Source organism: Amycolatopsis sp. NPDC049868 (assembly GCF_044461365.1).
Taxonomy (GTDB): Bacteria; Actinomycetota; Actinomycetes; order Mycobacteriales; family Pseudonocardiaceae; genus Amycolatopsis.
The window spans coordinates 108,497-120,674 of record NZ_JBITKV010000022.1 but is presented as its reverse complement, the minus strand read 5'-3'; the positions used below and the strand labels follow the sequence as shown (position 1 = coordinate 120,674).

The following is a 12,178-nucleotide window of genomic DNA, read 5'->3' as shown; positions in this document are numbered from 1 at the left end:
TTGGGCCTCAAAGCACGACTCGACCTGGAAACCTACGCCCGGTTGAAGTCGGATTTGGATCCGATGGCCAAGCCGCACAAGGCCATCGACGGGGTGCGGGACTCCCGGACCCAGGACGAACGCTACGGGGATGCCTTCACCGACTACGTGCGGTTGAAGACCACCAGCCGGAATCTTCCCGGCCAAGCCGGGGAAGCCACGCACATCCTGGTCACCATGTCCTACGACGATCTGATCCGGGACATCGGTGAAGCCCACCTGGACTTGGTCGGGCCGATCAGCGCGACCGACGCGAGGATCCTCGCCTGCGACGCCCGCGTCCGCCCCGGTGTCCTCGGCACCGCGGGCGAACCGTTGGACATCGGCCGCTCCAAACGCACTGTGTCCCTGGCCCAGAAATATGCGCTCACCATTCGTGACGGCGGCTGCGCGTTCCCGGGCTGCGACATGCCAGTGCCCCGCTGCACCGCCCACCACATTGTGTTCTGGCGACACCACGGCGAAACGAAAATCGACAACCTCGTGCTGCTTTGCACGAAGCATCACCGGCTGATTCACCGCAGTGAATGGAAAGTCCAGATCGCCCGAGACGGGCTCCCGGAATTCACCCCGCCCGCTTACCTCGATCCGACCGGGACTCTGAGGCGGAACACCATGCACCTCAGGACATAGGCCGACCCCGTTGATCCTCGGAACCGAACCCACAACCGGCCGCGAGAACTCCCGGCCGAGACCACCCCTGCCCACAGACGAAAAGTCCAGATCGCCCAGGACGGGCTCCCGGAATTCACCCCGCCCGCTTACCTCGATCCGACCGGGACCCCGAGGCGGAACACCATGCACCTCAGAACTTAGGCCGACCCCGTTGATCCTCGGAACCGAACCCACAACCGGCCGCGAGAACCCCCGGCCGAGACCACCCCTGCCCACAGACGAAAAGTCCACACCACCCAAGACGGACTCCCCGAATTCACCCCACCCGCCTACCTCGACCCCACCGGCACGCCAAGGAGGAACACCATGCACCTCAGAACTTAGGCCGACTCGTCTCCGGATTTCGTGCTACGAGCCGCTCACGATCGCGGTTCGGGAAAGGAAGGCCATCCGTGCGGGCGTTCCAGGATCTCGATCGTCGCCTGGTCGACCAGGAAATACTGGCCGCCATCTTCACGCGGATTCGTGTAGGCGGCGGTCGCGACCAGGCGCCCGAAGTCGGCCATCACCGCGATGGGGTAGCCGCCGTCGAAGACCTCGCCGTGCGCGGCCGTCGCGACGGTCCCGGTTTCGTACCAGGTGACGAAGTACTGCGCCGGGCCGGTTTCGAAGACGCGCAGCGTCGCCTCTTTCTGCCGGACACCGGCGAAGTCGCCGGAGACACCGGTCCAGATCATCGTCGTCTTGTCCGCGTAGTGCTGCTCCAGCACGTTCCCCGAGCCGTAGTGGAAGTTCGCGCGCAGCCCGACGAGGTCGGTGGTGAGCCGATGGGTCCCGGTCACGGGGAAGAAGCGGACATCGAGTTGCACGGGCTGAACCTCCGGATCGCTGGTATCCGCAGGTTTAGCAGCCCGTCGCACCTCGATCGTTGTCCGGCGAAGCGATCCTGTTGTCGATGAACGCGAGGATCAGCCGAACATGCCGGGCTGGTAGTCACCCGCCGGGGTCTGGGCGATGACGTTGAGCCGGTTGTACGCGTTGATCGTCGCGACCAGCGCGATCAGGGCGCCGATCTGCTCGTCGTCGTAGTGCTTCCGCACCTGCTCCCAGGTCTCGTCGCTGACGCCGTGGTGCGCGTCCGCGATACGGGTGCCCTCTTCGGTGAGCGCCAAGGCGGCGCGCTCGGCCTCGGTGAACACCTTCGCCTCCCGCCAGGCGGCGACCAGGTTGAGCCGCACGGAGGTCTCACCGGCGTGCGCGGCGTCCTTGCTGTGCATGTCGGTGCAGAAGCCACAGCCGTTGATCTGGCTGGCGCGCAGCTTCACCAGCTCCTGGGTCGCGTGCGGCAGCGAGGACTCCTCGATCGGGCGGCTCGCGGCGCCGAGACGCTTGACGTACTTGACGATGACTTCGTTCTCGAACAGGTTGACGCGCGGTTCCATGATCTTTCCTCTCCGTCGGTTTCTGCATACCTGACGATCCGGACGGAGAGGTTGTGACAGTCCGGGGAGTGACGCCGGTCACCCATACAGGAGTCCGGCGAGGATCTCGGCGCCGTCCACGACGCGGGGCCCCGGCCGGTTGAAGTAGGCCGGGCCGTCCACGATGTGCACGGCCGGGATGTCCTCCCATCCGGGTAGCCCGGTGAGCAGCGGCAGCTCCGCTTCGGTCCGTTCGGGCGGGAAGCCGCAGGGCATGAGCAGCAGTACGTCGGGCCGCGCCTCGACGACGGCGTCCCACGTGATCGGGCGGGTGTGTTCGCCCGCGGCGGCGAGCAGCGGGATCCCGCCGGCGGCGTCGATCTGCTCCGGGACCCAGTGCCCGGCGGGCCAGAGCGGGTCCAGCCATTCGATGGCCGCCACTCGCGGACGTGGCCGTCCCGCGACGCGGGCACGGACCGCCTCCAAGCGGTCCTGAAGACGACGAGTCTCGGCGGCCGCGCGTTCGGGAACGCCCAATACTTCGCCGAGTGTGCGAAGGCAGGTGAAGATGCCGTCGAGCGTCCGCGGTTCGAGGCTGACCACCCGGGTGTCGCCGTCCATCGCGCGCACGGTCTCGGAGACCTGGCGGTAGGAGACCGCGCAGACGTCGCAGAGATCCTGGGTGAGGACGACGTCGGGTTCGGCCGCCGCGAGCAGGACGGTATCGAGGGAGTACAGGCCCGAGCCGCGGTGCTCGCCGCCGACGGCCGCCGAGATCTCCCGGCTCGACAGCACGTCGTGGTCGATCGCGCTGCTCGTGACCACCGGGACGTCGTCGAGCGCGCCGGGTGGCCAGTCGCATTCATGGGTCCGGCCGGTCAGCGACGGCAGGAGCCCGAGGGCCGCGACGAAGTCGGTCGCGGCGGGGAGCAGCGAGACGATCCGCATCCGTCCACGGTAGGTGACCAGGCCATCCTGCAAATCCGCGCGGGCCAAATGCGTGAAAGTGCGCTAACAGAGCATTGACGTTGCACAAAACTGCACCTAACGTGACAGCTATTGCGCACAACTGGCACAGATGGGGAGTTCATGAGCGGGACCTTCATGGCGGCGGAGATCGCGAGCCAGCCCGGTCGCTGGCGGGACGCGGCGGCGCTGGCCTCGGCGAACAGTGAGCTGCTGCCGCCGCCGGGCGCGCGGGTCGCGATCGTCGGCTGCGGCACGTCGTGGTTCATCGGTCAGGCGTACGCCGTCCTTCGCGAGTCCGCCGGGCTCGGCGAGACCGACGCCTTCGCCGCGTCGGAGTTCCCGGAGGGCCGCGGCTACGACCACGTCGTGGCGCTGACCAGGTCGGGTACCACGACCGAGGTCCACGCCCTGCTGGCGAAGCTGCGGGGCAGGACGCCGACCATCGCGATCACCGGCGTGCCCCGCGAGATCGAGGCCGCCGCGGACACGATCGTCGATCTGTCCGTCGTCGACGAACGCTCGGTCGTGCAGACCCGATTCGCCACGACGGCGCTGGCGATGCTGCGCGCACATCTCGGCGAGGATCTGACCGCGGTCGCCGACCAGGCCGAACGCGTGCTCGCCGAACCGCTGCCCGACGAACTCGTCGGCGCCGGGCAGTTCAGCTTCCTCGGCACCGGCTGGTCCGTCGGTATCGCGAACGAGGCCGCGCTCAAGTTCCGCGAGGCATGCCTGCTGTGGACGGAGTCGTATCCGGCATGGGATTACCGGCACGGGCCGATCAGCATCAGTGAACCCGGCCGCGTGACCTGGATGTTCGGGCAGGCGCCGGAGGGGCTGGCCGACGACGTCGCCCGCGCGGGCGGCCTGTTCGTCGAGAGCGGTCTGGACCCGCTGGCGGACCTGGTCCGCGCGCAGCGCGTCGCCGGGGCCATCGCCGCCCGCAAGGGCCTCGACCCGGACAACCCCCGCAGCCTCACTCGTTCCGTCGTCCTGACCTGAGATCGTCATGATCGTCACCGTCACGCCGAACACCGCGCTGGACGTAACGTACACAGTGGACGGTCTGCGGGCCGGTGACGTGCACCGGGTGAGGGAGGCGCGGCACCGGGCGGGTGGCAAGGGGGTCAACGTCGCCCGTGTGCTGCACGCGCTCGGCGCCGACGTCCGCGCGATCTTCACGGCGGGTGGCACGACGGGTTCCGCGGTCGTGGGCGATCTCGCGGCGGCGGGCATCCCGGCGTCCGCCGTTCCGATCGGCGGTGAAACCCGGCGCACCATCACGGTTCTCGCGGACGACGGATCGGTCACGCTGCTGAACGAGCCAGGGCCACGGCTCACCGAGGACGAGTGGCAAACGTTTGCGACCGCCGTCCGGGCCCGCGAACCGGACGTGCTCGTCTGCTCGGGCAGCCTTCCTCCCGGAGCCGGGGGATATGCCGGGCTGCTCGACGCCAAACTGTCCATCTTGGACACTTCCGGCGAGGCGCTGCTCGCCGGACTGGCCGGGAAACCGTCCGTCGTCAAACCGAACGCCGACGAACTGCGCGAGGTCACCGGCCTGCGGGATCCGGTGGCCGCCGCGGCCGAACTGCGCAAAGCCGGGGCCGGCGCCGTCGTCGTCTCGCTGGGTGCCGAAGGACTCCTGGCGGTGACCGGCTCCGGCACCTGGCACGCGGCACCGTCCACTGTGCTCAGTGGCAACACCACCGGCGCCGGTGACGCCGTCGTCGCCGCGCTGGCGCTGGGGCTGAGCCGCGCCGAATCCTGGCAGGACATCCTGCGCCGCGCCGTCGCGTTGTCCGGGGCGGCCGTGCTCGGCCCGCTCGCCGGGGACGTCGACCTCGCGCACTACCGAGCCGAACAGGGGCTGGTCGCCGTGCGCGCCCGCCCGGATTAGGAGTCTGTCATGCCTCTGGTGGGAACCGGGGAGATCGTCGGAGCCGCTGTCGCGGCCCGGCGCGGCTGCGGCGCGTTCAACGCGATCCAGCTCGAACACATCACCGCGATCATCGACGGCGCCGCCGCGGCGGAAGCGCCGGTGATCGTGCAGCTGAGCCAGAACGCCGTGAAGTACCACGGCTCGCTGGCGCCGGTCGGCACCGCGGCCCTCGCGGCGGCCAGAGGGGCCGCCACACCGGTCGCGGTGCATCTCGACCACGCGGAATCGGTCGAGCTGGTCCGCGAGGCGGTCGCGCTCGGCTTCGGCTCAGTCATGTTCGACGCGTCCAAACTGGACTACACCGACAACGTGTGTGCCACGCGGGAAGTCGCCGCGTACTGCCATGACCACGGCGTGTGGGTGGAGGCCGAACTCGGCGAGGTCGGGGGCAAGGACGGTGTCCACGCGCCCGGCGCGCGCACCGATCCCGACGAGGCGGCGGAGTTCGTCGCGTCCACCGGGATCGACGCGCTGGCGGTGGCGGTGGGCAGTTCGCACGCCATGCTCACCCGTGACGCCGCGCTGGACTTCGAGCTGATCGCGCGGCTTCGGGAACGGGTGCCGGTGCCGCTGGTGCTGCACGGGTCGTCCGGCGTGCCCGACGACGGGCTGGCCGAGGCCGTGCGAGCGGGGATGACGAAGATCAATATCGCCACCCAGCTCAACAAGGTGTTCACCGCGGCCGCGGCGGAGGATTGGCGCGCGCATCCGGAGCGCGTCGACCCTCGGAAATACCTCGGTGCCGGGCGGGCCGCGGTCGCCGTCGAGGTGCGGCGGCTGCTGGGAGTGCTCAAGCTTGATCAAGTTGAACCGGTCAAGGTGACGATTGAGCAGACTTTGCGCGATTGAGTGTTGACATGTGCGTGAAACCTCACAAAACTGCGCAACAACAAGCAGAACTTGTGTGATCTTCGATCCAGGTGGTGGCGGATGCGGGTAGGCAGGCTCACGGCATTGACGGCAGGGGCGGCGCTCCTGCTCGCGGGATGCGGCGGCGGGGACACGGCCGGTGGCACCGGCGAGAACGCGCTCCCGGGCGTCGATCAGTTCCTCAACGCGCCCTGTCCGGAGGCGGGGGTGAAACCCGCGACGGACAAGGAATTCACGTACTGGTCCATGTGGACGGCCGACGAGCCGCAGGGCAAGGTCCTCCAGAAGGCCTTCAAATGCTTCCAGGAGAAGACCGGCGTCAAGGTCAACGTGCAGTGGCTGGGCCGTAAGGCCTACACCCAGAACCTGGTGCCCGCGCTGAACACCGACGCCGTGCCGGATCTGTTCGACCAGGACGTCAGCAAGGTCGGCGCGGCGGTCATGACGCCGGGCGGCACGCAGAGCGTCGACGACGTGTTCGCGATGAAGGTCGGCGAGGGCGACAAGACCGTCAAGGACGTGCTTTCGCCCAGCTCGTACGACTTCCCGCAGAACAAGGACCGCGAGGGCCACAACTTCATGGTCCCGTACACGATCCAGTCGAGTGCCTGGTGGTTCAACAAGGACACGGCCGGCGACATCCAGCAGCCGAAGACGATGGACGAGCTGATCGGCCTGTTCGACAAGGCGAAGTCCGACGGCAAGGCCGCGATCAGCCTCGACGGTGACATCCCGTTCTACAACATGTACTTCTACACCCAGCTCGCCGAACGGTACGTCGGCGCGGGCGGGCTGTACAAGGCCGCGACCGACAAGACCGGCCAGGCGTGGAAGACCGAGCCCGGTTTCCTCAAGGCCGCCGCCGAGACCGCGAAGCTGCCCAAGTACTTCATCGACGGCTGGGACGCGGCGAAGTTCCCGCAGGTGCAGCAGCGCTGGGCGGACGGCGACTCCCGGTTCCTCTACGTCGGCAGCTGGGCGCCGAGCGAGACCCGCGAGTACCTGGACAAGCAGGGCGCCGGGACGAAGATCAACTACGGTTCCTTCCAGTTCCCGATGCCCGAAGGCGCCACGCACGACACCGTCGAGCAGATGTCGATCGGGTTCTCGGTGACCAAGAAGGCCAAGCACGCCGAGGCGGCCAAGGCGTTCATCGCCTACTTCCTCAACAAGGATCTGCTCGCCGGGATCCCCGTGGTGGCCGACAACCTCGTGCCGCGCGCGGACCTCGCCGTGCCGGACGACCTGAAGCAGGTCAAGGCCGCGCTGGACGACCCGAAGAAGGAGCACGTCCTGCAGTACGACGGGATCGACGGCATCGCCGGCGGCAAATGGCAGACCGACGTCTTCGACCCCGCCGACATCGCGCTGCTGAAGGGGCAGATCACCCCGCAGCAGTTCGTGGACCAGCTCGCCACCAAGGGCGCCGAGTTCTGGAAGAACCAGGGCTGATGGCGACGGTCACGAATCCGCCGGCGCGGGCCGTGAAGGCCGGGGCGCACCTGAGTCGCAAGAAACGGCTGTTCTGGCCGTTCGCCGCGCCGGCGCTGGTGCTGTACCTGGCCTTCCTGGTCCTGCCGACGATCGCGACCGTCGTGCTGAGCTTCACCAGCTGGGCCGGGGCGGGGGACACGCCGGAACCCAACGGCGTCACCAACTACACGCAGATGTGGGCGAGCGACTCGTTCCAGTACGCCTTCCGCAACACGCTGATCTACGTGTTCCTCGGCGGGATCGGCACGTTCGCCCTCGCGTTCCTGTTCACCATGGTGCTTCGGGACATGAAGGGCGGCAAGATCGTCCGCGCCATCCTGTTCTTCCCGAACATCGTGGCGCCGGTGGCACTCGGCATGTTCCTCGGCTTCGTCTTCAAGTACCAGCCGGGAAAACAGGGACTGGCGAACTACGTACTGGAAAGCCTCGGCGCGGACGCGGCGAAGTTCCTCGCACCGTCCAATGTGACCGGTGTGGTGACGGCATCGCTGATCTGGGCCAGTTCGGGTTTCTACATCACCATCCTGATGGCCGCGGTCGACCGCATCCCGCCGTACCTCTACGAGGACGCGGAGCTGGGCGGCGCGTCGCCGTGGCAGAAGTTCAAGAACATCACGCTGCCGATGACCTGGGACGTCGTCGGCGTCGCGGGGGTGCTGTGGACGATCAACGCGCTCAAGATCTTCGAGCTGGTGTTCGTGCTGGCCGGTCCGGGCACCTACGCCCCGCCCAACGAGGCGTGGACGCTGGGGATCTACGTCTTCGACCGGACCTTCGGCTCGAACGGCACCCCGGACTTCGGCGCCGCCTGTGCCTGCGCGGTGGCGATGATCGCGCTGGTGTCCGTGCTCGTCGTCCTGCTCCGCCGGCTGATGCGCCGTGACGCGATCCAGTTCTGAGGGAGACGAAATGTCCGTCACCGACGTCGAGGCGCCCGCACGGCGAGCGGCGAAACCGGTGCGCAAGCCGCCACGCAAACCACGTCCGGCACCCGGGTCGAAACGGTTCAGCCCGTTGCGCGTCCTGGGTTCCACGATCGTGTGGCTGTTCACCGCAGGCAACATCCTGGTGCTGTACTGGCTGCTCACGGCGTCGTTCAAGACACCGGTGGAGATCTTCACCAAGCCGTTCGACCTGCCGTACCAGTGGTTCAAGGTCGGCAAGCCGTTCCGGAACTTCATCTACGCCTGGAACAACGCCGGCTTCGGCGAGGCCGTGCTGACCACCGTGGTCCTGGTCGGGCTCGCGACGGTCGTCACGGTCGCCGTCTCGGCGCCCTGCGCGTACGCCCTGACCAGGCTCGGCGTCCGCGGGGCCGGGCCGATGACGAACGTCGTCGCGATCGGGATGGGCGTGCCGTTCCAGACCGTGATCATCCCGCTGTTCGTGGTGCTCAGCAAAGTGCACCTGGACAACGAATACGGCCTGTTCGTGCTGTACGTGGCGCTGTCGATCCCGTTCACGGTGTTCCTGATGACCGGGTTCTTCCGGTCGCTGCCGGACGAACTGGAGGAGGCGGCCGCGCTCGACGGCGCGTCGCCGATGCGCACGTTCTTCTCGGTCATGCTGCCGCTCACCCGGGGCGGCATGATCACCGCGCTGACGCTGAACGCCATCGGGTTGTGGAACGAGACGCTGCTGGCGATCGTGTTCCTCAAGGACCAGGCGCATTTCACGCTGTCGCGCGCGCTCTTCACCTTCTACGGGGCCGCGAGCTACCAGTCGGAGTACGGCGGACTGATCGCCGGTGTGGCGATCGTCGTGCTCCCGATGCTCGTGCTCTACCTCGTACTCGCCCGCCGGATCATCACCGGCCTGACCCTCGGCGCCGGAAAGTAGGACCTGATGGCCACCGTGACCTTCTCCGACACCACCCGGTTCTACGCCGGGGTGGACCGTCCCGCGGTCGACGGCCTCGACCTCGAGGTCTCCGACGGCGAGTTCCTGGTGCTGGTCGGCCCGTCCGGCTGCGGGAAGTCGACCACGCTGCGCATGCTCGCCGGGCTGGAAGGCGTCGACGACGGCTCCATCCACATCGGCGACCGCGACGTCACCGAACTCCCGCCGAAGGACCGGGACATCGCCATGGTGTTCCAGAACTACGCGCTCTACCCGCATATGACGGTGGGGGAGAACATCGGCTTCCACCTGAAGCTGGCCAAGATGCCCAAGACCGAACGCGAGCGCAAGGTGCGCGAGGCCGCGGCCGTGCTCGACCTGACCGAGTACCTGGACCGCAAACCCGCGAAGCTGTCCGGCGGTCAGCGGCAGCGCGTCGCGATGGGGCGGGCGATCGTGCGCGAGCCCAGTGTGTTCCTGATGGACGAACCACTGTCCAATCTGGACGCCAAACTCCGGGTGCAGACGCGGACCCAGATCGCCTCGCTGCAGCGGCGGCTGGGCATCACGACGCTGTACGTCACGCACGACCAGGTCGAGGCGATGACGATGGGGGACCGGGTCGCCGTGCTGAAGGACGGGATCCTGCAGCAATGCGACACACCGGTCGGGCTGTTCGCCAAGCCGGTCAACGTGTTCGTCGCCGGGTTCATCGGCTCGCCCGCGATGAACCTGCTGGAGACCACTGTGGACAGCGACGGCGCCGTCGCCGGTGGCACCCGGCTGCCGCTGACCCCGGCACAACGTTCGGCGCTGACCGGGCCCGGCATCGTCGTCGGTGTCCGGCCAGAGGGCTGGACGATCGGTGACGGCGGTTTCGAAGCCATCGTCGAGGTCGTCGAGGAACTGGGTAGTGACCAGTACCTCTACTGCCGTGACGGCGACCGCGTGCTGACGGTCCGCACCCCGGGGATGGCCCCGTGGCAACGCGGCGAGCCGATCTCCCTGACGCCGCAACCGGGCGCGGTGCACCTGTTCGACGCCGCGACCGGCGACCGGCTCCCGGACGCATGACCAGCCTGTACCGCACCGGGCTGGTGCTCCCGGCCGCCGAGCTGGGGCCGGAGAACCCGTTGCCGCCGCTCCGGAAACCCGAGGCGGTGGCCAAGGTGTCCAATGTGGACGAGTTGCCGCCGGACCTGGCGGAGAACATCGGCTACGGCCGGTTGGACACCACGCTGCCGTGTCTCCTGCAGGACGACTACACCCGCGAGCGCACCGAGCGTGAACTCCCGGCGGTGGTGCTGGAGAACGACAAACTCCGTGCCACCGTGCTGCCGTCGCTGGGCGGGCGGCTGTATTCGCTGGTCCACAAGCCGTCCGGACGCGAGCTGCTCTACCGCAACCCGGTGTTCCAGCCCGCGAACCTCGCGCTGCGGGACGCGTGGTTCGCCGGTGGTGTCGAGTGGAACCTCGGCAGCACCGGGCATACGACGCTGACCTGCGAGCCGATGTTCGCCGCGGAGATCGAGGGACCGGACGGCACGCCGGTGCTGCGGCTGTGGGAGTGGGAACGCACCCGCGACCTGCCGTACCAGGTCGACTTCTGGCTGCCCGAGGGGTCGGAACACCTGCTGGTGGCGGTGCGGGTGCGGAACCCGCATCCCTACGACGTCCCGGTGTACTGGTGGTCGAATATCGCGGTGCCGCGGAACGAGGGCACGCGGGTGCTGGCGCCCGCGACGCAGGCCTGGCACTACGGCTATTCGGGACGGCTGGATCTGGTCGACGTGCCCGGCGAGCTGACCTATCCGGCTCGCGCCGAGGCCGCGGCGGACTACTTCTTCGAAGTGACCGGGCGACCGTGGGTCGCGGCCGTCGAGCAGGACGGGACGGGGCTGGCTCAGCTGTCCACCGGCCGGTTGCGCGGCCGGAAGCTGTTCCTGTGGGGTGAATCCGACGGCGGACGGCGCTGGCAGGAGTGGCTGGCTCCGGGAGCCGGTGGCTATCTGGAGATCCAGGCCGGGCTGGCCCGCACCCAGCTGGAGCATCTGCGGTTGCCGCCGGGGGAGAGCTGGGACTGGCTGGAGGCCTATGGCCCGGTCGCCGCCGATCCGGCCGCGGCGCATGGTGACGACTGGACAGCGGCTCGCGAAGCCGTCGCCGCCGGTCTGCCGTCGGCGGAGACCATGGACGAGTACCACGACGACTGGCGCAAGATCGCCGACGTCACCCCGGAATCCTTCCTGGCCACCGGTTCCGGCTGGGGTGCGCTGGAGAACCGGCGCGCTCCCATGTGTCTTCCGGGCACGCCGTTCCCGGACGAGTCACTCGGGCCGGACCAGGAACCGTGGCTCGCGTTGCTCGACGGGACGCCGCCGGACGGCGATCCGCTCGCCGTTCCCCCGGCGACGCTGGTGAACCGGTACTGGGCGGATCTCATGGAGTACGCCCCGAAGAACTGGCTGACCTGGTACCACCGCGGCGTCGCGCACTGGGCGGCCGGACGGCAGTCGGACGCGGTCCGCGCCTGGCGTGAGTCCGTGTCGGCGGCCGAGAACCCTTGGGCCCTGCGGAATCTCGCGATCGCCACGGCCGGGCACGAGGCCGCCTGGCTGTACCGGCGGGCGGTCGCCCTCGCGCCGTCGCTGCGTCCTCTGGTCGTCGAGGCCATCGCGGCGCAACTCGCCGCGGGGCTCCCGGACGAAGCGAGCGTGCTGCTGGAGGGGCTGCCCGTGGCAGGGCGGATCGCCCTCCTGACCGCTCGAACCCGGCTCGCGCTCGGCGACGTCGCCGGGGCCAAGGCCGTGTACGACAGCGGTTTCGAAGTCGCGAACATCAGGGAAGGGGAAACGTCTTTGTCCGACACCTGGGCGGCGGTTTCCGATGAACCGCTGCCGGAACAGCACGACTTCCGGATGAAGTGACCGGCTGGGCCATTCGACCGGCGTGCCGCTCGCGGTGGACAACCGCGATGCAGCATACTGCT

At 68.5% G+C, this 12,178-nt stretch carries 12 protein-coding genes; 9 read left to right on the top strand and 3 right to left on the bottom strand.

The window, feature by feature from the left end:
* The coding region (locus ACIBTM_RS44910) for a DUF222 domain-containing protein (protein WP_395883223.1) at window positions 1-672 on the top strand (672 nt) is incomplete at its 5' end.
* A gap of 401 nt (window positions 673-1,073) precedes the next feature.
* On the opposite strand, the gene ACIBTM_RS44905 is transcribed toward ACIBTM_RS44910, so the two are convergent.
* The 3 genes from ACIBTM_RS44905 to ACIBTM_RS44895 all read right to left on the bottom strand — a co-directional run bounded on the left by ACIBTM_RS44905 (window position 1,074) and on the right by ACIBTM_RS44895 (window position 3,023).
* Window positions 1,074-1,523 carry a MoaF C-terminal domain-containing protein gene (locus ACIBTM_RS44905; protein ID WP_395883222.1) on the bottom strand — a complete coding sequence of 150 codons (450 nt, stop codon included), beginning with the start codon at window positions 1,521-1,523 and terminating at the stop codon, window positions 1,074-1,076.
* A 99-nt stretch (window positions 1,524-1,622) separates the two neighbouring features.
* A complete protein-coding gene (locus tag ACIBTM_RS44900; RefSeq protein WP_395883221.1) occupies window positions 1,623-2,096 on the bottom strand; it encodes a carboxymuconolactone decarboxylase family protein in 474 nt (157 codons plus the stop codon).
* Between the two features lie 78 nt (window positions 2,097-2,174).
* Window positions 2,175-3,023, bottom strand: coding sequence for a cobalamin-binding protein (locus ACIBTM_RS44895; RefSeq protein ID WP_395883220.1), 849 nt, complete (start codon window positions 3,021-3,023; stop codon window positions 2,175-2,177).
* A gap of 141 nt (window positions 3,024-3,164) precedes the next feature.
* Between ACIBTM_RS44895 and ACIBTM_RS44890 the strand changes: the two genes are divergently transcribed.
* From ACIBTM_RS44890 to ACIBTM_RS44855, 8 genes are all read left to right on the top strand, one after another.
* Window positions 3,165-4,046 (top strand): SIS domain-containing protein, encoded by an 882-nt coding sequence (locus ACIBTM_RS44890; RefSeq protein ID WP_395883219.1) that lies wholly within the window; start codon window positions 3,165-3,167, stop codon window positions 4,044-4,046.
* A gap of 7 nt (window positions 4,047-4,053) precedes the next feature.
* Complete coding sequence (locus ACIBTM_RS44885; RefSeq protein ID WP_395883218.1) at window positions 4,054-4,944, top strand: 1-phosphofructokinase family hexose kinase; 891 nt, start codon at window positions 4,054-4,056, stop codon at window positions 4,942-4,944.
* Window positions 4,945-4,953: 9 nt separating this feature from the next.
* Window positions 4,954-5,835, top strand: a complete 882-nt coding sequence (locus tag ACIBTM_RS44880; RefSeq protein WP_395883217.1) for a ketose-bisphosphate aldolase — start codon at window positions 4,954-4,956, stop codon at window positions 5,833-5,835.
* Between the two features lie 81 nt (window positions 5,836-5,916).
* Window positions 5,917-7,308 (top strand): ABC transporter substrate-binding protein, encoded by a 1,392-nt coding sequence (locus tag ACIBTM_RS44875; protein WP_395883216.1) that lies wholly within the window; start codon window positions 5,917-5,919, stop codon window positions 7,306-7,308.
* Entirely contained in the window at window positions 7,308-8,249 is a 942-nt protein-coding gene (locus ACIBTM_RS44870) for a carbohydrate ABC transporter permease (RefSeq protein WP_395883215.1), read from the top strand. The genes ACIBTM_RS44875 and ACIBTM_RS44870 overlap by 1 nt, the downstream gene beginning before the upstream one ends.
* A 10-nt stretch (window positions 8,250-8,259) precedes the next feature.
* The gene (locus tag ACIBTM_RS44865) at window positions 8,260-9,189 is read left to right on the top strand and encodes a carbohydrate ABC transporter permease (RefSeq protein WP_038511254.1); all 930 of its coding nucleotides are present in this window, start codon (window positions 8,260-8,262) and stop codon (window positions 9,187-9,189) included.
* Window positions 9,190-9,195: 6 nt separating this feature from the next.
* Window positions 9,196-10,263, top strand: a complete 1,068-nt coding sequence (locus tag ACIBTM_RS44860; protein WP_395883214.1) for an ABC transporter ATP-binding protein — start codon at window positions 9,196-9,198, stop codon at window positions 10,261-10,263.
* Entirely contained in the window at window positions 10,260-12,116 is a 1,857-nt protein-coding gene (locus ACIBTM_RS44855; RefSeq protein ID WP_395883213.1) for a DUF5107 domain-containing protein, read from the top strand. The genes ACIBTM_RS44860 and ACIBTM_RS44855 overlap by 4 nt, the downstream gene beginning before the upstream one ends.
* Window positions 12,117-12,178: the final 62 nt, after the last annotated feature.

Excerpts from the sequence above, each read along its gene's own strand:
- ACIBTM_RS44900 (WP_395883221.1), bottom strand. The coding sequence starts at position 2,096 with ATGGAACCGCGCGTCAACCTGTTCGAGAACGAAGTCATCGTCAAGTAC.
- ACIBTM_RS44895 (WP_395883220.1), bottom strand. The coding sequence starts at position 3,023 with ATGCGGATCGTCTCGCTGCTCCCCGCCGCGACCGACTTCGTCGCGGCC.
- ACIBTM_RS44890 (WP_395883219.1), top strand. The coding sequence starts at position 3,165 with ATGAGCGGGACCTTCATGGCGGCGGAGATCGCGAGCCAGCCCGGTCGC.
- ACIBTM_RS44885 (WP_395883218.1), top strand. The coding sequence starts at position 4,054 with ATGATCGTCACCGTCACGCCGAACACCGCGCTGGACGTAACGTACACA.
- ACIBTM_RS44880 (WP_395883217.1), top strand. The coding sequence starts at position 4,954 with ATGCCTCTGGTGGGAACCGGGGAGATCGTCGGAGCCGCTGTCGCGGCC.
- ACIBTM_RS44875 (WP_395883216.1), top strand. The coding sequence starts at position 5,917 with ATGCGGGTAGGCAGGCTCACGGCATTGACGGCAGGGGCGGCGCTCCTG.
- ACIBTM_RS44870 (WP_395883215.1), top strand. The coding sequence starts at position 7,308 with ATGGCGACGGTCACGAATCCGCCGGCGCGGGCCGTGAAGGCCGGGGCG.
- ACIBTM_RS44865 (WP_038511254.1), top strand. The coding sequence starts at position 8,260 with ATGTCCGTCACCGACGTCGAGGCGCCCGCACGGCGAGCGGCGAAACCG.
- ACIBTM_RS44860 (WP_395883214.1), top strand. The coding sequence starts at position 9,196 with ATGGCCACCGTGACCTTCTCCGACACCACCCGGTTCTACGCCGGGGTG.
- ACIBTM_RS44855 (WP_395883213.1), top strand. The coding sequence starts at position 10,260 with ATGACCAGCCTGTACCGCACCGGGCTGGTGCTCCCGGCCGCCGAGCTG.